Here is a 21,408-nt window from a genome sequence, read left to right as displayed (position 1 = left end):
GGTGAGGTGAATCGTGCCGATGTCGGCCGATCCGTACATCACTCATCAGACAAAACCGGACGGATACCGCTCACCTGCACCCTCCCCGAACAGGGAAACCCAGGAAACCAGTAACATGCGGCGCCATGAGCTCCCCCACTGGGCCCGCGTCCGGCCTGCCAGTACGAATGCCGCGCCCCCGCCAGCCCGGACGGCACCGCCGTCCCGAACCCCTGGTGGCTCCCGAGGGCGCGCCGGCGCTCGTCCTCGCGGTGCCGGGGACGCCCAGCAGCGCCACCCGAGGCCTCGCCGACGAGGTCATCAGCATCGCCCGCTCCGAGCTGCCCGGCCTCGACGCCCGGATCGGCCACCTCGACGGGGACGACGAGGAGTTCCTCTCCCTGTCGACCGTCCTCGTGCGTGCCGCCGAGGAACGCACCGCCCGCTATGAGCAGGCGCGCGCCGCCGGCATGGAGGTGAAGGAGCCCGACGGCCCCGTCGCCGTCGTCGTGCCGCTGCTCGCCGGCCCGGACAACGCGCTGCTGCGCCGGATCCGGCAGGCCGTCATGGACAGCCGGATCGCGGCCGAGCTGACCGACGTACTCGGCCCGCACCCGCTGCTGGCCGAGGCGCTGCACGTGCGGCTCTCCGAGGCCGGTCTGGCCCGCGCCGACCGTGCCCGTCTGTTCACCGTGGCCACCGCCGCGGACGGCATCATCCTGGCCTCCGTGGGCGGTGACGAGGCCGTCCAGGCGGCCGGGATCACCGGGATGCTGCTCGCCGCGCGCCTCGCCGTGCCGGTGATGGCGGCTGCCCTGGACGAGGAGGGATCGATCGCCTCCGTGGCCGAGCAGCTGCGTTCCTCGGGTTCGCAGCAGCTGGCGCTCGCGCCGTACCTGATCGGCCCGGAGATCGAGGCGTCCCTGCTGCAGGGGGCGGCCACGGAGGTGGGCTGCTCCACCGCCGAGCCGCTCGGCCCCTACCCCGCGATCGGCAAGCTGGCGCTGGCCAAGTACACGACGGCCCTGGGCATCTCGCCGCAGCAGCCGCAGGGCACGCCGGTCCGCTGACACGCACGGCGCGGGGTGCGCGGCGGCCGCGCGAGCACGTACGACTGAAAGGGCCCGCTCCGGTGGAGGAGCGGGCCCTTCGTCATGTCCGCCTCGCCCTGCGCCCGTCTGCGCGCCCCTCCGGTGCTTCGTCCGGTGCTCGACCGCACGCTCGTCCGGTGGTCGTCCCGGCTGCGGCGCACGTGCGTGGGCCGCCGCCGGGTCAGCCGAAGACGCCGGGTCAGCCGAAGACGACGCAGGACGCCGCCGGTACCGCTAGCGAGCCGGCGCGCCGCGGCACGCCGGTCTCCGCGTCGAGGGCGAACCAGGTCACGTCTCCGGAGCGCTCGTTGGCCGCGTACAGGAAGCCGTCCGACTCGGCGATCTCCCTCGGCCAGTGCCCGCCGCAGGGCACGGTGCCGAACAGCCGGAGCCCGTCCGGCTCCACGACGAACACGGACAGGACATCCTCGCCGCGGGTCGCGGTCCACACGAAACGGCCGTCGGACGAGACCACGATGCCGGACGGGAAGGCGTCGCCGGCCGGCGCCCCGGCCAGCACCGGCACCTCGGTGAGGGGCTGCAGCACGCCGTCGGCGGCGTCCCAGCGGCAGACGGTGACGGTGGGCGCCAGTTCGTTGACCACGTAGGCGCGGGTGCCGTCCGGGTGAAAGGCCAGGTGGCGCGGGCCGGAGCCGGGGCGCAGCGCGATCTCCCGGTGCACGGCGAGGGCGCCGTCCGTCAGGGTGCAGACCCGCACCGAGTCGGTGCCGAGGTCCACGCTGACGGCCCACCGCCCGCTCGGGTCGGGCCGCACCTGGTGGGCGTGCGGTCCCTGCTGGCGCTGGGCGTGCGGTCCCGAACCGGTGTGCTGGAGAACGCCGGACGCGGCCCGGGCGAGGGCGCCGTCGGGGCGGACCGGCACGGCGGTGACGCTGCCGGAGCCGTAGTTGGCGGTCAGGACGTGTCCGTCGTACAGGCTGAGGTGGGTGGGTCCGTCACCTCCCACCGGTACCGGCCGCCCGGCGGGCTCGGGCTTGTCCCCGGCCACGCGGTAGGCGGCCACCGCGCCCTCGGCCGTCTCACTGACGGCGTAGAGCGTGTCCCCGTCGGGTGCCAGGGCCAGGTAGGAGGGGTCGGGCACGCGGGCCGTGCCGCTCAGGACCGTGAGCGCGCCACTGTCGGGGGTGACGGCCGCGGTCAGGATGCCGGGGCCGCCGGCCGCCGTGAACGACCCGATGTATGCCCGCCGCTGCCGCCTGTCAACGTCCGCCACCGTTGCTCCCTCTCGTCCCGCGTCGTCCCGTGTCGTCCGGCGTCGTCCCGCGCCTCGGCGAGTGCCGACCGATCGTCTGCCCCGGGGCGACGGTAGCAGTCGATCACCTGCGGTCTAGACCAAACGGGTGGCGCGGCGCCGGACGGCTCAGGCGCCGACGAGCGGCGAGCCGGAGGGGGTACGCAGAGGTGCGGCGAGTTCGGCCAGGGCGCGTTCCAGGCCGTGGAGATGGGCCAACGCGGGTTCGGTGGCGCGCGGACCGTCCGCGTGGACGGGAACGGCCCGCCCGCCGGTGAGTGCCTCGACCGAGGTCTCGACACGCCAGCAGGCGGCGGCCAGCCGGGCGTCGTGCGAGGCCTCGGGGTCGGCGGCGACGGCGACCAGGCCGCGGACCTCCCGGGCGCAGTCGTCGAGCAGGGCGAGTACGCGGCGGGCGCGCCGCTTGCGGCCGTACATCGGGTTCAGCGGGTGCACGAGCGGGGCGACCGACATCCGTACCCGGCCGAGCAGCTGCTCCAGTTCGGCCACGCGCGGAGCCGGGTCGGCGCCCTCGGTGCCGGCGAGCCGGGCGGCGGCCTCGGCGGTGCAGGCGTGGACGCAGCGCAGGGCGCGCTGGATCCAGGCGTCGGTGACGGCGTGCGTGGTGACGGGCAGGACGAGGAGCACCGCGAGTACGGCGCCGAGCGCGCCCACGCCGGTCTCGACGAGCCGCAGGGCGAGCAGGCCGGGGCTGAGGAAGTCCAGGAGGCCGTAGAGCAGCTCGGCGAGCAGGGTCACGCAGAGCATCATCCAGGTGTAGGAGACCGCGGCGGTGTAGAAGATGCCGAAGACGCAGGCGGCGACGAGCACGGCCGTGGGCACCGCGGATCCGGCCAGCGGGACCGCGATCAGGAAGCCGAGGCCGATACCGACGACGGTGCCGAGGACCCGGCGGAAGCCGCGGACCAGGGTCTCGCCGCGCGAGGTGGTGTTGACGAACACCCACCAGGTGGCGCCGACGGCCCAGTACCAGCGTTCGTCGGAGACCAGCTGGCCCACGACCAGGGCGAAGCCGGCACCCACGGTGGCCTGGACGGCCTGGCGGGTGGTGATCCGGGCGAGTCCGGTGCCGGCCGGCGGTGCGGGGACCGCGGGCGGGGGCAGGCGGCGCTCGTAGCACCACAGGCCGAAGCGCACCGCCGCTGCGGCGGCCACGGACAGCAGGACGGCGGCGAACATCTCGGGCAGCCGGTCCGTGGTCGCGTGCAGGAACTGGGCGATGAAGAAGGTCATGAAGGCGAACACGCCGAGGCTGTGGCCGCGCGGGCCCCAGCGCCGGGCGTACACGCCCGCGCCGACGACGGCGAGGAAGGTGAGGTCCCTGGCCACCGGGAGGTCGTGCAGGGCGGCCGCGGCGGTCAGCACGGGCAGTCCGGCGACCGGCAGCAGCACGGTGGTGACCGCCTGCCCGCGCACGGTGGCGTCGGTGACGGTGAACAGCGCGAGCAGTGCGGCGAGCCCGCCGATGACGGCGCCCACCAGAGAGGTACCGGCGAGGCCGCAGACGACGACGGCCAGCCCGATGCCGAGGACGGCCCGCGCGGCGAAACGCAGCCGGGACCGACCCGGGTCCGGGCTCACGAACACCTTCTTCAGCACTGACTACCGCCCCCTCGCACACTGGCGCACACTGACCCCGAAGTCACTGGCACGTCACCGGCCATGTCACCGGCATGAAAAAGGCGCCGCGGGATCCGCAGCGCCATCGACCCTCCTATAGGAGCATCTCTGCCACCACTGGCTCAACAGGCTCGTGCTGAAGTGGTCCATTGGTACAGTGGTCACGGCATTTCCACGGCCACCGAAGAGCCAATGGCCGACGAGGAGAGCAGCGCGCCATGGCCGTCGACGAACTCGACACCCGCATCCTGCGGCTACTGCTCGAGCAGCCGCGCACCAGCGTGCGCGAGTACGCCCGTCTCCTCGGCGTCGCCCGCGGCACGCTCCAGGCCCGGCTCGACCGGCTGGAGCGGGACGGCGTGATCACCGGCACAGCGCCGTCCCTCTCCCCTGCCGCGCTGGGCCACCCGGTGCTCGCGTTCGTGCACATCGAGGTGACCCAGGGCCACCTGGACGAGGTGGGCGAGGCGCTGGCGGCCGTTCCGGAGATCGTCGAGGCCTTCTCCATCACGGGTGGCGGGGACCTGCTGACCCGGGTCGTGGCCCGTGACAACGCACACCTGGAGGACGTGGTCCAGAAGCTGATCAGCCTGCCGGGGGTGGTCCGCACCCGCAGCGAGGTGGCGCTGCGCGAGCGCGTCCCGCACCGGCTGCTGCCCCTGGTGGAGTCGATCGGGCGCACGGCGCGGAAGTGATCGCCTGGTCCTTGGCATCCTGGGTCCGTGAGCACTCTCGGCGGCATCTCGGTCATCTTCGATCTCGACGGCACGCTCGTGGACAGCGAGCCGAACTACTACGAGGCGGGACGGCAGACCCTCGCCGAGTACGGCGTACCGGACTTCACGTGGACGGACCACGAGGGGTACGTGGGCATCAGCACCCAGGAGACGGTCGCCGACTGGAAGCGGCGCTACGGGCTGCGCGCCCCGGTGGAGGAACTGCTCGCCGTCAAGAACCGCCATTACCTGGAGCTGGCCCGCGCCTCCGCCCGCGCGTACCCGGAGATGCGGAAGTTCGTCGAACTGCTGGCGGGCGAGGGCGTGCCGCTGGCGGTCGCGTCGGGTTCCTCCCCCGAGGCCATCGAGGCGATCCTGACCCGCACCGGTCTGGACGCGCACCTGCGCACGGTCGTCTCCGCCGACGAGGTCGCGCGGGGCAAGCCCGCACCCGACGTCTTCCTGGAGGCGGCACGCCGGCTCGGTGCGGACCCGGCCGACTGCGTGGTGCTGGAGGACGCCGCCCCCGGGGCCGCCGCGGCACACGCGGCGGGGATGCGCTGCATCGCGATCCCGTACGTCGCGGCGCAGGCCGACGCTCCGGAGTTCGCCACCGCCGGGCTGCTGCTGCGCGGCGGGCAGGGCGAGTTCACCGCGCGGGCCGCGTACACCTGGCTCGTGCGCGCGGTGCGGCCCGCCCAGCCGGAGCCCCGTGACCATACTCGCCGGTAACGTTGACGCTCCCCCACCCGCTGCCTATCTTCTGGGCGATCTTCCGAACGCCGTTCGATATATCGAATAGAATCGAGGAGCACATGGCAGCGCCCCTCTCCCGGCGGACCCTTCTGCCGGCCACGGCGATCGCCGCGGGCACGCCCGCGCTCTCGTACGCGGCGAGCGGCCGGCCCGGCGCCGCGCCCCGGGCACCAGCCGCACTCGCGGGCCCCGGGGTACCGGCGACCTGGTCCGTACGACCGTTCGGGCTGGAGGAGGTGACGCTCGGCCGGGGCGTCTTCGCCGACAAGCGGCGGCTGATGCTGGACCACGCCCGCGGCTACGACGTGAACCGGCTGCTCCAGGTCTTCCGCGCCAACGCCGGCCTGTCCACCCTCGGCGCCGTCGCTCCCGGCGGCTGGGAGGGGCTGGACGGCGAGGCCAACGGCAACCTGCGCGGTCACTACACCGGCCACTTCCTGACCATGCTGTCCCAGGCGTACCGCGGCACCGGGGAACGGATCTTCGCCGAGCGGATCGGCACCATGGTCGGCGCGCTGACCGAGGTGCGCGAGGCCCTGCGCCACGACCCCGCCGTGCTGAGCACGCAGGGCCGCTTCGGCACCGCCGCCGAGAACGTGCGCGGCTCCCACCGGTACGTCGACCTGCCCGCCGGTGTCCTCGGCGGCACCCCGGCGATCACGCTGGCCGCCCGGGTCAAGCCCACCCACGACGGCGCCTGGGCCCGCGTCCTCGACTTCGGCGACGACACCGACCGCTACCTCTACCTCGCCGCCCGCAACGCCGACGGCGTGCCGCGCTTCGCCCTCACCGACAGCGGTGCCGCGGGCGAGCAGGGCCTCGACGGCACGGCCGCGCTGCCCCTGGACGAGTGGAGCCACCTCGCCGTGACCCTCGCGGACGGCACCGGCACGCTCTACGTCGACGGCACCGCCGTGGCCCGCAATGCGGCCATGACCCTGACCCCGGCGGCCCTCGGCCCGCTCGCCCACCACTGGCTGGGCCGCTCGCACTACCCCGCGGATCCCGTCTTCGCGGGCGCCCTCGACGAGTTCGACGTCTGGTCACGCGCCCTGAGCGCCGCCGAGATCGGCGCGCTGCGGGAGCGGCGCGCGGCCGAGACACCGGCGGGCCGGGGCGACCTGGCGTCGTACGCCTTCGAGGAGACCGCCGGCGCTACGTTCGCCGACGCCTCCGGCCGGGGGCTGACGGCCACACTGCGCCGCACGTGGGGCGGGCCCAGCCACCCGGGGTTCCTGGCGGCCTACCCGGAGACGCAGTTCATCGACCTGGAGTCGATGACCGGCAGCGACTACACCAAGGTCTGGGCGCCGTACTACACGGCGCACAAGATCCTCCGTGGGCTGCTGGACGCCCACCTGGCCACCGGCGACGAACGGGCACTGGACCTCGCGTCCGGCATGTGCGACTGGATGTACTCCCGGCTGTCCAAGCTGCCCGCGGCCACGCTGCAGCGGATGTGGGGCATTTTCTCCAGTGGGGAGTTCGGTGGCATTGTCGAGGCGATCTGCGATCTGCACGCCGTCACCGGCGAGGCGGAGCACCTCGCGCTGGCCCGCCTGTTCGACCTCGACCGGCTGATCGACGCCTGCGCCGCCAACACCGACCTCCTCGACGGCCTGCACGCCAACCAGCACATACCGATCTTCACCGGCCTGGTGCGGCTGTACGACGAGACGGGCGAGAAGCGCTACCTCACCGCGGCGAGAAACTTCTGGGGCATGGTCGTGCCGCACCGCATGTACGCCATCGGCGGCACCAGCACCGGCGAGTTCTGGAAGGCCCGGGACGTGATCGCGGGCACGATCGGGGCCACCACGGCCGAGAGCTGCTGCGCCTACAACATGCTCAAGCTGAGCCGGACGCTGTTCTTCCACGACCAGGACCCGGCATACATGGACTACTACGAGCGAGGCCTGTACAACCAGGTCCTCGGCTCCAAGCAGGACCGGCCGGACGCGGAGAAGCCGCTCGTCACCTACTTCACCGGGCTGACGCCCGGTCATGTGCGCGACTACACGCCCAAGCAGGGCACGACCTGCTGCGAGGGCACCGGGATGGAGAGCGCCACCAAGTACCAGGACTCGGTGTACTTCGCCGCGGCCGACGGCAGCGCCCTGTACGTCAACCTCTACACCCGCTCCACCCTGACCTGGGCAGAGCGGGGGGTCACCGTCACCCAGGCCACGGACTACCCCAGGGAGCAGGGCAGCACCCTCGTCATCGGCGGCGGGGGCGCCTCCTTCGCGCTGCGGCTGCGGGTGCCGTCGTGGGCAACGGCGGGGTTCCGCGTCACCGTCAACGGGCGCGCCGCGCCGGGGACTCCGACGCCGGGGAGCTACTTCACCGTGTCCCGGACCTGGAGCCGGGGTGACACCGTGCGTATCCGGGTGCCCTTCCGGCTGCGGGTGGAGGAGGCCCCCGACGACCCGTCACTGCAGGCCCTCTTCTACGGCCCGGTCAACCTGGTCGGCCGCAACCCGGCCACCGACCACCTGGAGTGCGGCCTGTACGGCAACGCGGGTCTCTCCGGCGATCTGCTGCCCACGCTGACCCCCGTGTCCGGCGAACCGCTCCACTACACGCTGGACGGCACCGAGTGGGCGCCGTTCGCCGAGGGGACCGAGGACCCGACGCACGCCTACTTCCGCCGCTCGGAACCCCGGGTGCTCCTCGGCGGCATCGACTCGGGCGTCGCCAACCCGGCGAAGGACGACGGCACCACACTGCTGGACGAGATCTGGGCGCAGGCTCCGTTCCGCGACAAGGGCGCGCTGGTGACGCACGTACGGTCCACGGTGGACGCGTGGGTGGAAGCGGGGCTGCTCGGGGCCGACGAGGGCGAGCGGGTGGTGCGGACCGCGCGGAGGGCGTCGTACGCGGACTAGTCGTGCGCGGGCCACTCGTGGAACGGGGTGGTACGCAGGGTAGCCGTACATGGAGTGAGGGAGCCGACGAACTGAACGGACTGGCGGGGCAAGTTTTTACCCGCGGAAGTGATCGGTCGGGCGTCCGCATCCGTACCACCTGGTGTCCGAGCCTGTCTTGCCCCAGGAGGCACGATGCGCATCACGCGCACCACGGCAGGGACCGCCTTCGTGGCCGGTGCCCTGGTCCTCACCCTCACCGCCCTCGCCTACCCGACCATGCTCGGGGTGCGGAACACGGCCAGTACTCAGGACCGTGTCATCACCAACACGGTGTACGGGCCGCTCACCGAGGCCGACCGGGACTTCGTGGTGAAGGTCCGGGCCGCCGGGCTGTGGGAGCACCCCCTGGGGCTGATGGCGATGGAGCGGGGCTCGACACCGGAGATGGTGGAGGCCGGCGAGCATCTGGTCGTCGGGCATGCCCGGCTCGACGCGACCTGCCGCAAGATCGCGCCCGAGCTGGGCATCACCCTGCCCAACCTGGCCTCACCGCAACAGCAGCAGTTCGTTTCGACCGTGGACGGAACCACGGGCAAGCAGTTCGACACCACCGCGGTCAACATCATGCGCATCACGCACGGCCAGATCTTCCCGGCCATCGCCAAAATCCGCGCCAACACCAAGAACGGCCTGGTGAGACAGCTGGCCGATCAGGCCAACGACACCGTGCTGGACCACATCACCGTGCTGGAGAAGACCGGCCTGGTCAACTTCGACCAGGTCAACTTCCAGCAGTCGGCCCCACCGAGCCTGCCCAAGGTGCAGCTCACGCCGCCGGCGCCGCAGCCGGGTGAGCCGGTGCTCTCCCTCACCGCGCCGCCGGGGCTGGAGGTCAACACCTCGGCGCCGACGCCCAGCCCGACGGTCCGCTGACGGTTCGCTGACGCTCCGGGGGGCGCCGGCCGCGTCAACCGCGGCGGGGTTTGCCGCGCCTGCCGCTCCTGTTACCGGCGCTCTTGCCGCCGCCGCTCCTGCTACCGCCCTTGCCACCGGTTCTGGTGCTGCCGCCGGCGTCGCGCCGTGCGCCGCCGGTCTGCTTTCCGGCCGGTGGTTTGCGCCGCGCGGAGGCCGTTTCGGTGCTCCCGCCCTTCGCCGGGGCCGGCTGCCGGCCCCGGGTGCTGTTGACCGTCCGGCCCCGGACGATTCCGATGAAGGTCTCCACCCGGTCCGTGTGCGCGTCCTCGGGCCAGGACAGCGCCACGCTCGACTCGGGGGCGTCCGTGACCGTCCGGTAGGTGAGGTCCTTGCGGTGGTGCAGGCGGGCCAGCGACAGGGGCATCAGCAGCACGCCGATCCCGGCCGCCACCAGCTCGACGGCGTCCGCCGTGGTGGCCGGACGCTCCAGGGCGGGCCGGCCCGGCAGCCGCTCCCAGCCGAGGACGTCGTCCAGGGGGTGCAGCACGATCTCGTCGGCCAAATCCTCCACGGCCACCTCGTCGGCCGCGCTGACGAGGTGGTCCTTGGGGATCACCACCACCGTGGTCTCGGTGTAGAGGGGGATCGCGCTGAGGACGGAGCGGTCGACGGGCAGCCGCACCAGCCCGGCGTCGGCGTCGCCGCCCAGCAGCACGCCGCCCGCCTCGGCGGGGGCGACCTGGGTCAGGGACAGCGGGACGTCGGGCAGCCGCTCGTTCCAGATGCGCACCCACTTGTCGGGCGTCACCCCCGGGACGTACGCGAGCCGGAACGAGGGGGGTTCTTCCGAGCCTGTCACCCGGCCAGGTTACCGGGCGTGGTCGGGCCCGAGGCCACCCGGCGTGGTCGGCGGTCGCGCAGACGCTCGATACCCTTGACACCATGACGTCGCACCAGAACACCCAGACCATGAAGCCCGCGACCGCGGCGAAGAAGCTGGGTGTGTACCTCGAGGCCACACCCACCGAGTTCCAAGAGGGCGTCGTCACGCGCGCCGAGCTCAACGCGCTCCAGACCGACCCGCCGGAGTGGCTGCGTGATCTGCGGCGCGACGGTCCGCACCCGCGGCCGGTGGTCGCGGCCAAGCTGGGTGTCTCCATCGCGGGTCTGCACCGGGGCGGTGTCGCGGAACCACTCACCACGGAGCAGATCGAGGCGCTGAAGCAGGAGCGCCCTCAGTGGCTGGAGCGGGAGCAGACCGTCCAGGCCGACGTCCGCAAGGAGGCGGCCCGCGTGAAGAAGCTGCACGCCGAGCGGGCGGAGCGGGCCGGACAGGCGGAGCGCGACTGACCGTCCCGGCGGGCGCGGTCGAGCGTCCGCGCTCCCCACTGCCTGTCCACCTCTGTCATCCCTCGGTCGTTCCTCGGTCGTTCCTCGGTCATTCCTCGGTCATTCCTCGGCCTTCTGTTCCGTCACACTCCACGCGTACTGCAGCCAGTCCGACACGGCGACGGCGCTCAGGCCCGCGCACAGCAGCCGGGCGGCCCGGGGCGCGACGGCGTAGGTGCCGACGAGCCCGCCGGCCACCCAGGCGGAGGTGCAGAACGGGCAGGACACCAGGTCGCCGACGGCGCGGCGCAGCCCCGTACCGCGCGGCGCGTCCATCACCTCGCTGGCGTTGCTCTCGCGCTCGCGGTGGGTGAACGGGGCCCGCAGGAAGCTGGTGACCTTGTCCTTGGTCAGCAGCCGGGACGCCTTGAACGTCGCCGCGCCCAGCAGCGCCACGTCCCAGGCCGGGACGGTCTCGGGCAGTCGCACCCCACGGCGCCACGCGGTCACGGCGAACACCCCGGCACCGGCCGCGAAGGTCGTCGCGAGCGCCGCGTACCCCCCGAGGGGCGTGTCGTCTACGTCGTCGTAACGAACGTCGGGACGTCCGTCGCGTTGTTCGTCGGGGCGTCCGTCACGTCGCTGCTCGCCGTCCGTCATGCATGCCTCCTGTACGGGTACCGCCTCTCCGGCCGGGACCGGGTGCCCGCTTCCGGCTGTCTGCAACGCGTGCGCGCGGGCCGCTCTCAGTACGGCGCCGGCCCGCCGAAGAGGTCGGCGCAGTCCGCGGGCAGGTGGGCCAGGAGACGGTCGACGCGATCGCCGGGCACCGCTTCGGTGAGGGTGGAGAGCACCGCGCCCGCGTCCCACTCCGCGGTGCGCGGCCGGGCGCCGGTCTGCTGCGCCACGCGCCGCAGGAACTCCTCCCGGCCGAAGGACTCGGGACCCCCGCGCTCCAGGCGCAGCGCGTCGTCCAGGGGCGCGGGCAGGTCGGCGGCCAGACCCGCCGCCTCCTCCGGGTCGACACAGGACGCGATCACCCACAGGACGGCCGTGCTGACCTGTTCGGCCTCCTCCTTGCTGTGGTACTCGCCGCGGTCGCGGACCAGGGTCAGGAATTCGTCGAGCCGCATGGCGTCGCCTCCTTCGGCCGGTTCACGATTCGGGCGGCCGGCTCACGATTCGGGCCGAGTGCCCACCGGCCGGGCCGGGGAAACGGGCGCGGTCTCCACCGGCGTGCGCGATCTCACCGGCATGCGCGCCACGCGTCGGCGACGGCGCACGCCCGGGCCACCGCGTCGTCCGTGAACAACGCGCGTCCGGCGGCGATCCGCTCCCGCCGGGCCGGCCCCGGGGCGGTGAGCCGCCGCAGTGCGCCGAGCAGCCCGGTCCCGTCCTCGGCGACGTCCGACACGCCCAGCGCGGCCATCCGCCGGACACCGTCCGCGCCGTGTCCCGGTATCGGGCGGTATCCCACGACCGGCAGTCCGGCGGCCAGCGCCTGTACGGCGGTCTGGCCGGCGGCGTTGTCGACCAGGGCGCGGGCGGCGTGCAGCAGGCCGGGCATGTCCGTCACCCAGCCCAGCGCGACCACACCCGGCGTGCCGGACAGGTCACGGCGCAGCCGATCGTTGTCGCCGCAGAGCACGACCGGCAGGAAGCCGTGGTCCGTCAGGAGCCGGACGGTGACGTCCAGGTGCGAGCCCACTCCCCAGGCACCCGCGGACAGCACCACGGCGGGCCGCCCGGGCCCGAGACGGTCGAACAGCCCCCGCCACCCGACCGCTCCAGGCGCGTCGGGCACGTCGGCCGGGCCGGGCACATCGGGCCCGCCGGGCACGCCGGGCACGCCGGGCACGCTGGCCACGCCGGGCACACCGGGCACACCGGGCACACCGGGCGCGTCGGGCGCGTCGGGCGCGTCGGGCGCGTCGGGCGCGTCGGGCGCGTCGGGCGCGTCGGGCGCGTCGGGCGCGTCGGGCGCGTCGGGCGCGTCGGCGAAGAATTCCGGTGCCACGACCGGACCGCACGTCCACGCGGGCGAGCCGGTGCTCTCCCGCACCTCGCGCGCCGCTTGCTCCGTGAGGCACAGGTGGTGGTCGTTGCCGGAGTGGAGCCACTGCCGGTGGAGGGCGAAGTCGATCACGAGGACGACGCTGGGCACCGTCAGCAACCCCCGTGCGCGGAGATGGCCGGTCAGCTGTGCGCCGAGATGGAAGACGGGGACGACCACGTCCGCGCCCGTGCTCTCGGCCAGCTCGCGCAGCCGGCCCCCGGCGAGCCGGGCCAGGGGCGTGCCGCCGGGGCGGCGACCGGCGCCGGGACGCAGGAACAGGCGGTACAGGGCGGCGTACGCCCACGGGAAGTGGTGTACCGAGCCGCGGTAGAAGTGCCGCAGCGCACTGCCCAGCCCGTACGGCAGCAGCGCGAGGACGTCGACGACCAGGGCGTCGTCACCGCGCTCCCGGGCTCGGCGGACGAGTTCGGCGGCCACCGTGTCGTGCCCGGCGCCCATGCTCGCGCTGATCACCAGCAGACGTCTGCCGTCCCCGGGGGCGGGCCTGGCCACGGCTCGGCGGGGCGTTGCTGGGCTGCGAGGATGCACGGCGGACCAGGTTGCCCTTCCGGCATGTTCCAAACCACACCACAAGCGGGCGTTTCGTGCGTTCCGACAGGGATACTCCGTGACCGCCCGTCCGGTCGAACGCCGGAACCCGACCGTCCGGTCGGTCTCTCCCCGGTGTCCACCCCGAGCCAAGGTGGTCTCCATGGTCCATGCGTTCTCCCGCCCCCGGTCCGCCCCCGGACCGCAGGTCGTCGCGCCCGACGCGGACCACGCGAGGACCCGGCGTGAGCCCGTCGGCGCCCGGAGCACGCGGACGCGCACGGCACTCGTGACGGGCGCGTCCTCGGGCATCGGCGCGGCCCTGGCCCGACGGCTGAGTGACGAGGGCGGCTGGCGGCTGGTGCTCAGCGGACGCGATCCGTCCCGGCTGCGCGAGGTCGCCGAGGACACCGCGGCCACCGCCTTCGCCGCGGACCTCACCATGCCGGGCGCCGGCCGGCAGCTCGCCGACTTCACGCTGGCCACCGTGGGTCCGGTGGACCTCCTGGTGGCAGGTGCCGGGGTCGGCTGGGCCGGGGAGTTCCTGGACATGCCCCCGCACACCATCGACGAGGTGCTCGACATCAACGTGCTGGCCACACTGCGGCTGGTGCGATGGGTGCTGCCGGGCATGGTGGCGGCCGGAGCGGGGCGGGTGGTCCTCGTCGGATCGCTGGCGGGGAGCGTGGCGGTGCGCGACGAGGCCGTGTACTCGGCCGCCAAGGCCGCGGTCGGCGCCTTCGCGGACGCCCTGCGCTACGAGTTGCGGGGAACCGGCGTGGGGGTCACGCACGTGGTGCCCGGTGTCGTCGACACACCGTTCTTCGAGCGCCGTGGCACTCCCTACCTCCGGTCCAGGCCGCGTCCGGTGCCCGCCGAGCGCGTGGCCGACGCGGTACGGACGGCGGTAATGCGGGGCCGGGACGAGGTCTACGTGCCCGGCTGGCTGCGGCTGCCGTGCCGGGTGCGGGGCGCGGCTCCGGGACTGTACCGACGGCTGGCCGCACGGTTCGGATGAGATCGGGATGAGCGGGAGCACGCGGCGGTGAGCGCCCTCACCGTCGTCCTGGCCCTGTTCGCGGCGCTGTCCAACGCGGCGGCGTCGGTACTGCAGCGCCGGGCCGCGGCGCAGGACGAGGAGCGGGCGGGCGCCGTCCACACGGTGCTGCGCTCGCTGCGGCGGCTGGTGCGCGACCCGTACTGGGTGGGCGGCGCGGCGCTGCTCGCCCTGACGACGGTGCTGCAGGGGGCCGCGCTGGCGGTGGGGAGCCTGGCCGTGGTCCAGCCGCTGATGGCCACTGAGTTGCTGTTCACCCTGATGGTCGGGAGCGTGGTCTTCCACCGGCGTCCCGACCTGCGGACCTGGCTGGCCTTCGTGGCCCTGGCGGTGGGGCTCGCGCTGTTCCTGCACGCCGCGGCGCCGTCGGCCGGCCACGACACCGCGACTCCCGGCCGGTGGGGCTGGGCCGGTCTGGCGCTGTTCGTCGTGGTGACCGCCCTCGCCTCGGTCGGCAGCCTTGTCCGGGGCGCGCCCCGCGCCGCGCTGTTCGGGTCGGCGTCCGCGGTGGCGTTCGGCGGTACGGCGGGGCTGCTGAAGGAGGTCACAGGGAGGCTCCCCCAGGGGGTGGGCGCCGTCCTGACCCAGTGGCCGCCGTACGCCATGGCGGTGGTCGGGGTGATCAGCTTCCTGCTGTTGCAGAGCGCGTTGCGGGCGGGGACGCTCGCGGCGTCGCAGCCGGCGCTGACCCTCGGCGACGCGCTGACCAGCGTCGCCCTGGGCTGGGCACTGTTCGGCGAACAGATCGCCCTCGGGGTGAGGGTGCTGCCGGAGCTGATCGGCGTGGCGCTGATCGGGCTCGGCAGTGTCGGGCTGGCCCGCGCGCCGTCGGTCCACGGCGCGTGGGACACGGCGCCGGCGGCGCGGGACGGGCCGGAGCCGGGCAGGCAGTAACAGGAACAGCGGGGAACATGACCGAGCTGCGCGGCACCCCGGAGCGGAGCCGGAGACACGGGAGACACACGGATGCGTAAAGGATTCCATGCCGGACCGGCGGCACGCGCCGTCGCGCCGGTCGTCGTCGCCGCCGCGCTGGCCCACATCGGTCCGGCCGCGACCTGGCTGCCGGAGCTGCGCCGACGCCGGTTCCCGGGCCTGGCCGGACAGGGCCGCCCGGGCCACATCGCCCTCACCTTCGACGACGGCCCGGATCCGGCGTCCACACCGCACTTCCTCGACGTACTGGACGCGCTCGGCGTACGCGCCACGTTCTTCGTCCTGGGCGAGAACGTCGTACGCCACCCGGAGACGGCCCTCGAACTGGCCCGGCGGGGGCACGAACTCGCCGTCCACGGCTGGTCGCACGACCGCCCCTGGCTGCCGTCGCCGGCGCGGGACGCACTCGGGCTGACGCGTGCCGTCCATGCGGTGGGTGAGGTCGCCGGACACGTCCCACGCTGGTACCGCCCGCCCTACGGCATCCTCACCTCCGGACGCTGGGCCGCCGCCCGCCGGGCCGGGACGCGACCGGTGCTGTGGACGGCGTGGGGCAAGGACTGGCGGCGCGACGCCACGCCCGCCTCGGTACGGGCGACCGTCGCGGCGGACCTGCGAGGGGGCGGCACGATCCTGCTCCACGACACCGACCACGTCTCCGCCCCGGGCAGCTGGCGGGCCACCGTCGGCGCCCTGCCCGACATCGTGCGCGACTGCCGCGAGGCGGGGTGGGCGGTGGGGCCGCTGGGCGAGCACGGGGTGATCGGGGCGGAGGAGCGGGTCGGTGGGGGAAACGAGCGCGGGGTGGGGATCGGGCGCGGGGTCGGGCGCGGGGGGCGAGGTCGGGCACGAGCGCGGTGAACGGGCGGGGCGGGGGCCGGGTGCGGTGCGGTGCGGTGACGGGCCGGGTGAACGGGCGCCCGGCGTGCGTTGCGGTGACGTCGGGAGCGTCACCGTTTCGGTTACTGGTGCCGGGACAGCCGTAGCGTCATGAAGGACGGCGACGATCAGCGTGCGGCGGCACCGGACCCGTCGTGTCCTCCCTGGGCCCGCCAGGCCCGCCAGGCCCGTCACGCAGCCGTCCCGCCAGGCCCGTCACGCAACCGCCCCCAGCCAGGCCCGTCAGGTCGCCGCCCCCCGCCAGGCGCGTCACGCAACCGCCCCCAGCCAGGCCCGTCAGGTCGCCGCCCCCGTCGGGACCGTCAGGCAGCCGCCCCCGCCAAACCCCGGTGGATCGGCGCCGCCCCGCCCGTCAGTGGCACGCCCGTTCCGCCGCGTCGGGAGGCGACGATCTCCGCCGCGATGGAGAGCGCGGTCTCCTCCGGCGTCCGGGCGCCGAGGTCCAGGCCGATCGGCGACCGGAGCCGGGAGAGCTCGCGCTCGGTCAGGCCCGCCTCGCGCAGCCGCCGGTCGCGGTCCTCGTGGGTGCGGCGCGAGCCCATCGCGCCGACGAACGCGACCGGCATCCGCAGGGCCTCCGTCAGCAGCGGTACGTCGAATCTGGCGTCGTGGGTGAGTACGCACAGCACCGTGCGCCCGTCGGTCGGCGTGCTCCGCAGGTAGCGGTGCGGCCAGTCGACCACGACCTCGTCGGCCTCGGGGAAGCGGGCCGGCGTGGCGAAGACGGACCGGGCGTCGCACACGGTCACGTGATGGCCGAGGAACTTGCCCGCCCGCACCAGTGCCGCCGCGAAGTCGACCGCACCGAAGACGATCATGCGGGGCGGCGGCACGCTCGATTCGACGAGCAGCGTGAGCCCGCCGGGGCAGTGCGAACCGTCCTCCGAGACGCCGACCGTGCCGGTGCGGCCGGCGTCCAGCAGGGCCCCGGCCTCGGCCACCGCCGTGCGGTCCAGGTCCGGGTGGCCGCCGAGACCGCCCTCGTACGAGCCGTCGGGGTGGACGAGCAGGGCCCGGCCAAGGTGTTCCGACGGGCCCTGGACGACCCGGGCGAGGGCCGCGGTACCGCCCTCGGCGGCGGTCGACAGCGCCAGCCGGAACACCTCCCGCGAGGGTGAGTCCGCGCCCACCGGAGTAATCATCATGTCGATGGTCCCGCCGCAGGTCAGCCCTACCGCGAAGGCGTCCTCGTCGCTGTAGCCGAACCGTTCGCGCACCGTCTCGCCGCTCCGGAGGGCGTCGGAGCACAGCTCGTACACCGCGCCCTCCACGCAGCCGCCGGAGACCGAGCCGATCACCGTGCCCTCGCTGTCGACGGCGAGGGCGGCGCCGGGCCCGCGCGGTGCGCTGCCGCCGACGGAGACGACGGTGGCGACGGCGAACTCCCGGCCCCCGGCGAGCCAGCGGTTCAGCTCGTCGGCGATGTCAAGCATCCGTCCCGCCCCCGACCGCGGGCACCGTGGCCGACAGCACGCGGTCGGGCCGGATCGGCAGGTTCCGGTGGCGTACGCCGGTCGCGTGCCAGACGGCGTTGGCGACGGCCGCCGCGGCGCCCACGATGCCGATCTCGCCGACGCCCTTGATGCCGACCGGGTCGTCCGGGTCGGGGTCGTCCACCCAGTCCGCCTCGACGTCCGGGACGTCGGCGTGCGTGGCGACGTGGTAGCCGGCGAGGTCGGGGCCGTAGAGGCCGCCGCTCGCCCGGTCCCGGACCGCCTCCTCGTGCAGGGCCATGGAGATGCCCCAGACCATGCCACCGACGAGCTGGTTGCGGGCGGTGAGCGGGTTGACGATCCGGCCCGCCGCGAAGATGCCGAGCATGCGGCGCACCCGTACCTCGCCGGTGGCGGTGTCCACGGCGACCTCGGCGAACTGCGCGCCGAAGGAGTGCCGTTCCTTCTGCGTGAGGGCGCCGAGGGCCGCGGTGGTGTCGGAACGAACGGTGACGCCCTCCGGCGGGATGCTCGTGCTCATGGCGAGCCGTTCCCGCAGTTCGCGGGCCGCCTCGGTGATCGCCCACGCCCAGGAACGGGTGCCCATCGAGCCGCCCGCGATCATCGCCGGTCCGAAGTCGCTGTCCCCGATGCGCACCCGGACCTGCTCGGGCGTGACGTCCAGCGCGTCGGCGGCCACCAGGGTGAGCGCGGTACGGGCGCCGGTGCCGATGTCGGCGGCGGCGATCCGCACGGTGAAGGTGCCGTCGGCCTCCGCGGTCACGAGGGCGGTGGACGGGCCCGCGCCCGCTTGGAAGGACGCCGCGGCCGTGCCGGTGCCCAGCAGCCAGCGCCCGTCGCGGCGCACCCCGGGACGCGGATCGCGGTCCGCCCAGCCGAAGCGGCGCGCTCCCTCGTTGAAGCAGGCGGCCAGGTTGCGGCCGCTGAACGGCAGCCCGGAGACCGGGCCGACCGCCGGCTCGTTGCGCAGGCGCAGGTCGATCGGGTCGACGCCGCAGCGGTCGGCGAGCTCGTCGAACGCCGACTCGATCGCGAAGGAACCCGGCGCCTCACCCGGCGCGCGCATGAACGTCGGGGACGGCACGTCGAGCCGTACGACGTGGTTGGCCGTGCGGTGGGCGTCGGCGTCGTACATCACCCTGGCGACACCCGCGCCGGGCTCGACGAACTCGTAGACGGTCGACGTCTGGTTCAGCGAGCGGTGCTCCAGTGCGCGCAGCCGGCCGTCGGCGCCGGCGCCGAGCCGGACGCGCTGGGTGGTGGGGCTGCGGTATCCGGCCAGCGAGAACATCTGACGCCGGGTCATGACCACGCGCACCGGCCGGTGCAGCACGGTCGCGGCCATCACCGCGGACACCTGGTGGGCGCGCAGGCCCTTGCTGCCGAAGCCGCCGCCGACGTGTTCGGAGCGCACCCGCACCGAGGACTCGTCGAGGGAGAACATCTTCGCCAGTTCGCCCTGGACCCAGGTGGTGCCCTGGTTGGAGTCGACGACCTCCAGCCGGCCACCGTCCCACAGGGCGGTGGCCGCGTGCGGCTCCATCATGCTGTGGTGCTCTTCGGGGGTGGTGTACTCCTCGTCCACCACGACGGCGGACGCCGCGAGGCCGGCCGCCAGGTCCCCCTTCTCGGTCTCCGCGGGCATGTGCCCGTCGGCCGGGTAGGCGTCGGGGCGGTCGGCGGCGAGCGTGATGTCGTGCGGTTCCGCGTCGCAGGTGACGACGAGGGCCTCGGCGGCCTCCCTCGCCTGCTCGGGCGTCCCGGCGACGACGAGGGCGACCGGCCATCCCGCGTGCGGCACCCGGTCGTTCTGGAAGACGGCGGCGGTCGGGTCCGGCAGAATGCCCAGCATGCCCACGTAGTCGGTGTCGACGCGCGGGGCGTTGCCGTGGTGGAGGACGGCGAGCACGCCGGGCATGCCGAGGACGGGGTCGGCGTCTATCGAGCGGATGCGGCCGCGGGCGACGGTGGACAGCACCAGCCAGCCGTGCGCGAGGTCGGCGAAGGGGATCTCGCCGGCGTAGCGGGCCGCTCCGGTGACCTTGTCGCGGCCCTCCACGCGCGTGTGCGCGGTACCGACGGCGCCCTTCACCGTCGTGGGGCCGGTCGTGGCGGTGGTCATCGGGCGGCCTCCTCGGCGAGTTCGGTCAGGACGGCCACCACGAGGTTGCGCATGAGGGTCACCTTGTATCCGTTGTCGGGCAGCGGCTTGGCGGCCGCGAGTTCGGCGTCCGCGGCGGCGGCGAAGGTCTCCCCGTCGGCCGGTCGGCCGATCAGCACCTCCTCGGCCGCGCGGGCCCGCCAGGGCCGTGAGGCGACCGCGCCGAAGGCCAGCCGCGCGTCGCGCACGACGCCGTCCCCGACGTCGAGCGCGGCGGCGACCGAGCCGATCGCGAAGGCGTACGAGGCGCGCTCGCGCACCTTGCGGTAGCGGGAGCGGGCTGCGACCGGGGCGGGCGGCAGGGTGACGCCGGTGATCAGCGCGCCGGGCGGCAGGGCGGTCTCCCGGTCCGGGGTGTCGCCGACGGGGAGGTAGAAGTCGGTGAGCGGCGACTCGCCCGGACCGTCGGCGGTTTCGTAGGTGACGGCCGCGTCGAAGGCCGCGAGGGCGACGCCCATGTCCGAGGGGTGCACGGCCACGCAGTGGTCGGAGGCGCCCAGGATGGCGTGGTTGTGGTGCTCGCCCGTGATCGCGGGACAACCGCTGCCCGGGACACGCTTGTTGCACGGCTTGCTCACGTCGGTGAAGTAGCCGCAGCGGGTGCGCTGGAGCAGGTTGCCGCCGACGGTGGCCATGTTGCGCAGTTGCCCGGAGGCACCGGCCAGCACCGCCTGGGTCAACGCCGGGTAGGAACGGCGCACTTCGGGGTGGGCGGCGAGGTCACTGTTGGTGACGGTCGCGCCGATGCGCAGGCCGCCGTCGACGGTCGGCTCGATGCCGTCCAGGGGGAGTTCGCGGACGTCGACGAGCCGGGCCGGGCGTTCGACGCCGGTCTTCATCAGGTCGACGAGGTTGGTGCCGCCGCCGAGGAAGCGGGCGTCCGGGTCGGCGGCGAGCAGCGCCACCGCACCGGAGACGTCGTCGGCGCGCTCGTATCCGAACTCCCTCATGCCGCCGTCTCCTTCGCGGTCTCGCCCTGGTCGGCGTCGTCCTCGGGGACCGCCGCTTGGTCGGCCCCGGCCGCGCGGGCGACCGCCTGGACGATGGAGACGTAGGCGCCGCACCGGCACAGGTTCCCGCTCATCCGTTCGCGGATCTCCTCCGGTGTCAGGGGTGGCGGTCCGGCTTCGGGCCGTACGTCCTCGGTGGCGGCGCTGGGCCAGCCGGCCGCGTGTTCCTCGATGACGGCGACGGCCGAGCAGATCTGGCCGGGGGTGCAGTACCCGCACTGGTAGCCGTCGAGGTCGAGGAAGGCCCGCTGCACCGGATGCAGGCGGTCGCCCTCGGCCATGCCCTCGATGGTGGTGATCTCGCGCCCCTCGGCGGCGACGGCGAGATTGAGGCAGGAGACGGCACGACGCCCGTCGACCAGGACGGTGCAGGCGCCGCACTGCCCCTGGTCGCAGCCCTTCTTGGTACCGGTAAGGTCGAGGCGCTCACGCAGGGCGTCGAGGAGGGTGGTGCGGTGGTCGACGGTCAGCTGGTGCTTCTCGCCGTTGATGTTCAGGACGACGGCACTGGACGTCGACGAGGGCGCTGGGGCCATGGTCAGCCTTCTTTGTTGTCTGGTGACAGTGGTGTCTGGTGACAGGCGATGTCCGGTGACAAGTGATGTCCGGTGACAAGTGATGTCTGACGACAGTTGATGTCGGGTGACAGTTCATGTCGGGTGACAGTGAGAATGGGCTGTAGGCAGTGGGTTCGTGCTCGGTCGGGGCCGTCGGCCGTGGCCGCCGCTAGAGTGGA

General features: G+C 73.9%; 19 protein-coding genes. 9 read left to right on the top strand and 10 right to left on the bottom strand.

The features are described from left to right. Positions 1 to 125: 125 nt before the first annotated feature. Positions 126 to 1,049 (top strand): sirohydrochlorin chelatase, encoded by a 924-nt coding sequence (locus tag ACIQ1J_RS16760; protein WP_210959480.1) that lies wholly within the window; start codon positions 126 to 128, stop codon positions 1,047 to 1,049. A 220-nt stretch (positions 1,050 to 1,269) separates the two neighbouring features. Here the strand turns inward: ACIQ1J_RS16760 and ACIQ1J_RS16755 are convergent, their stop codons facing one another. Then, positions 1,270 to 2,304 carry a lactonase family protein gene (locus ACIQ1J_RS16755; protein WP_403557421.1) on the bottom strand — a complete coding sequence of 345 codons (1,035 nt, stop codon included), beginning with the start codon at positions 2,302 to 2,304 and terminating at the stop codon, positions 1,270 to 1,272. Between the two features lie 147 nt (positions 2,305 to 2,451). Then, positions 2,452 to 3,942, bottom strand: coding sequence for an FUSC family protein (locus tag ACIQ1J_RS16750; protein ID WP_403557420.1), 1,491 nt, complete (start codon positions 3,940 to 3,942; stop codon positions 2,452 to 2,454). 239 nt (positions 3,943 to 4,181) lie between these two features. Between ACIQ1J_RS16750 and ACIQ1J_RS16745 the strand changes: the two genes are divergently transcribed. The 4 genes from ACIQ1J_RS16745 to ACIQ1J_RS16730 all read left to right on the top strand — a co-directional run bounded on the left by ACIQ1J_RS16745 (position 4,182) and on the right by ACIQ1J_RS16730 (position 9,238). After that, complete coding sequence (locus ACIQ1J_RS16745; protein ID WP_055420586.1) at positions 4,182 to 4,658, top strand: Lrp/AsnC family transcriptional regulator; 477 nt, start codon at positions 4,182 to 4,184, stop codon at positions 4,656 to 4,658. A gap of 27 nt (positions 4,659 to 4,685) precedes the next feature. After that, on the top strand, positions 4,686 to 5,411 hold the full coding sequence (locus tag ACIQ1J_RS16740) for an HAD family hydrolase (protein WP_403557419.1): 726 nt from the start codon (positions 4,686 to 4,688) through the stop codon (positions 5,409 to 5,411). Positions 5,412 to 5,494: 83 nt separating this feature from the next. Then, complete coding sequence (locus ACIQ1J_RS16735) at positions 5,495 to 8,323, top strand: beta-L-arabinofuranosidase domain-containing protein (protein WP_403557418.1); 2,829 nt, start codon at positions 5,495 to 5,497, stop codon at positions 8,321 to 8,323. Positions 8,324 to 8,497: 174 nt separating this feature from the next. After that, positions 8,498 to 9,238, top strand: coding sequence for a DUF4142 domain-containing protein (locus ACIQ1J_RS16730; protein WP_210959490.1), 741 nt, complete (start codon positions 8,498 to 8,500; stop codon positions 9,236 to 9,238). Positions 9,239 to 9,272: 34 nt separating this feature from the next. On the opposite strand, the gene ACIQ1J_RS16725 is transcribed toward ACIQ1J_RS16730, so the two are convergent. Next, positions 9,273 to 10,079 carry a LysR family substrate-binding domain-containing protein gene (locus ACIQ1J_RS16725; protein WP_403557417.1) on the bottom strand — a complete coding sequence of 269 codons (807 nt, stop codon included), beginning with the start codon at positions 10,077 to 10,079 and terminating at the stop codon, positions 9,273 to 9,275. 83 nt (positions 10,080 to 10,162) lie between these two features. On the opposite strand from ACIQ1J_RS16725, the gene ACIQ1J_RS16720 reads away from it, so the two are divergent. Next, complete coding sequence (locus tag ACIQ1J_RS16720; RefSeq protein WP_210959494.1) at positions 10,163 to 10,570, top strand: DUF5997 family protein; 408 nt, start codon at positions 10,163 to 10,165, stop codon at positions 10,568 to 10,570. 99 nt (positions 10,571 to 10,669) lie between these two features. Here the strand turns inward: ACIQ1J_RS16720 and ACIQ1J_RS16715 are convergent, their stop codons facing one another. The 3 genes from ACIQ1J_RS16715 to ACIQ1J_RS16705 form a co-directional block, all read right to left on the bottom strand. Further along, positions 10,670 to 11,209, bottom strand: a complete 540-nt coding sequence (locus ACIQ1J_RS16715; protein ID WP_403557416.1) for a DUF1360 domain-containing protein — start codon at positions 11,207 to 11,209, stop codon at positions 10,670 to 10,672. A gap of 86 nt (positions 11,210 to 11,295) precedes the next feature. Further along, positions 11,296 to 11,682, bottom strand: a complete 387-nt coding sequence (locus ACIQ1J_RS16710; protein ID WP_403557415.1) for a DUF2267 domain-containing protein — start codon at positions 11,680 to 11,682, stop codon at positions 11,296 to 11,298. Positions 11,683 to 11,795: 113 nt separating this feature from the next. Next, a complete protein-coding gene (locus tag ACIQ1J_RS16705; RefSeq protein WP_403557610.1) occupies positions 11,796 to 13,064 on the bottom strand; it encodes a galactosyldiacylglycerol synthase in 1,269 nt (422 codons plus the stop codon). 253 nt (positions 13,065 to 13,317) lie between these two features. Here ACIQ1J_RS16705 and ACIQ1J_RS16700 point away from each other — a divergent pair, with 253 nt between their 5' ends. From ACIQ1J_RS16700 to ACIQ1J_RS16690, 3 genes are all read left to right on the top strand, one after another. After that, entirely contained in the window at positions 13,318 to 14,172 is an 855-nt protein-coding gene (locus ACIQ1J_RS16700; RefSeq protein WP_403557414.1) for an SDR family NAD(P)-dependent oxidoreductase, read from the top strand. A 27-nt stretch (positions 14,173 to 14,199) separates the two neighbouring features. After that, a complete protein-coding gene (locus ACIQ1J_RS16695) occupies positions 14,200 to 15,105 on the top strand; it encodes a DMT family transporter (RefSeq protein ID WP_403557413.1) in 906 nt (301 codons plus the stop codon). Between the two features lie 72 nt (positions 15,106 to 15,177). Beyond that, positions 15,178 to 16,008, top strand: a complete 831-nt coding sequence (locus ACIQ1J_RS16690; RefSeq protein ID WP_403557412.1) for a polysaccharide deacetylase family protein — start codon at positions 15,178 to 15,180, stop codon at positions 16,006 to 16,008. Between the two features lie 341 nt (positions 16,009 to 16,349). On the opposite strand, the gene ACIQ1J_RS16685 is transcribed toward ACIQ1J_RS16690, so the two are convergent. From ACIQ1J_RS16685 to ACIQ1J_RS16670, 4 genes are read right to left on the bottom strand one after another with little or no spacing between them, the layout of a single operon-like run. Then, entirely contained in the window at positions 16,350 to 17,480 is a 1,131-nt protein-coding gene (locus ACIQ1J_RS16685) for an XdhC family protein (RefSeq protein ID WP_403557411.1), read from the bottom strand. Continuing rightward, entirely contained in the window at positions 17,473 to 19,623 is a 2,151-nt protein-coding gene (locus ACIQ1J_RS16680) for a xanthine dehydrogenase family protein molybdopterin-binding subunit (protein WP_403557410.1), read from the bottom strand. Before ACIQ1J_RS16680 ends, ACIQ1J_RS16685 begins: the two co-directional genes overlap by 8 nt. Beyond that, complete coding sequence (locus ACIQ1J_RS16675; protein WP_403557409.1) at positions 19,620 to 20,612, bottom strand: FAD binding domain-containing protein; 993 nt, start codon at positions 20,610 to 20,612, stop codon at positions 19,620 to 19,622. Before ACIQ1J_RS16675 ends, ACIQ1J_RS16680 begins: the two co-directional genes overlap by 4 nt. Then, on the bottom strand, positions 20,609 to 21,208 hold the full coding sequence (locus ACIQ1J_RS16670) for a 2Fe-2S iron-sulfur cluster-binding protein (RefSeq protein ID WP_403557408.1): 600 nt from the start codon (positions 21,206 to 21,208) through the stop codon (positions 20,609 to 20,611). Before ACIQ1J_RS16670 ends, ACIQ1J_RS16675 begins: the two co-directional genes overlap by 4 nt. Positions 21,209 to 21,408: the final 200 nt, after the last annotated feature.

The sequence above is a fragment of the Streptomyces sp. NPDC097107 genome, assembly GCF_044762405.1.
GTDB classification, from domain to species: Bacteria; Actinomycetota; Actinomycetes; order Streptomycetales; family Streptomycetaceae; genus Streptomyces; species Streptomyces thinghirensis.
Note: the sequence above shows the minus strand (reverse complement) of the source record. Positions and strands in the feature narration are given on the sequence as shown.

Bases quoted from the DNA above. Each gene is read 5' to 3' on its own strand.
- ACIQ1J_RS16760 (WP_210959480.1), top strand. From the start codon at position 126: ATGAGCTCCCCCACTGGGCCCGCGTCCGGCCTGCCAGTACGAATGCCG.
- ACIQ1J_RS16745 (WP_055420586.1), top strand. From the start codon at position 4,182: ATGGCCGTCGACGAACTCGACACCCGCATCCTGCGGCTACTGCTCGAG.
- ACIQ1J_RS16735 (WP_403557418.1), top strand. From the start codon at position 5,495: ATGGCAGCGCCCCTCTCCCGGCGGACCCTTCTGCCGGCCACGGCGATC.
- ACIQ1J_RS16730 (WP_210959490.1), top strand. From the start codon at position 8,498: ATGCGCATCACGCGCACCACGGCAGGGACCGCCTTCGTGGCCGGTGCC.
- ACIQ1J_RS16720 (WP_210959494.1), top strand. From the start codon at position 10,163: ATGACGTCGCACCAGAACACCCAGACCATGAAGCCCGCGACCGCGGCG.
- ACIQ1J_RS16715 (WP_403557416.1), bottom strand. From the start codon at position 11,209: ATGACGGACGGCGAGCAGCGACGTGACGGACGCCCCGACGAACAACGC.
- ACIQ1J_RS16710 (WP_403557415.1), bottom strand. From the start codon at position 11,682: ATGCGGCTCGACGAATTCCTGACCCTGGTCCGCGACCGCGGCGAGTAC.
- ACIQ1J_RS16705 (WP_403557610.1), bottom strand. From the start codon at position 13,064: ATGGGCGCCGGGCACGACACGGTGGCCGCCGAACTCGTCCGCCGAGCC.
- ACIQ1J_RS16700 (WP_403557414.1), top strand. From the start codon at position 13,318: ATGGTCCATGCGTTCTCCCGCCCCCGGTCCGCCCCCGGACCGCAGGTC.
- ACIQ1J_RS16690 (WP_403557412.1), top strand. From the start codon at position 15,178: ATGCGTAAAGGATTCCATGCCGGACCGGCGGCACGCGCCGTCGCGCCG.
- ACIQ1J_RS16685 (WP_403557411.1), bottom strand. From the start codon at position 17,480: ATGCTTGACATCGCCGACGAGCTGAACCGCTGGCTCGCCGGGGGCCGG.
- ACIQ1J_RS16680 (WP_403557410.1), bottom strand. From the start codon at position 19,623: ATGACCACCGCCACGACCGGCCCCACGACGGTGAAGGGCGCCGTCGGT.
- ACIQ1J_RS16675 (WP_403557409.1), bottom strand. From the start codon at position 20,612: ATGAGGGAGTTCGGATACGAGCGCGCCGACGACGTCTCCGGTGCGGTG.
- ACIQ1J_RS16670 (WP_403557408.1), bottom strand. From the start codon at position 21,208: ATGGCCCCAGCGCCCTCGTCGACGTCCAGTGCCGTCGTCCTGAACATC.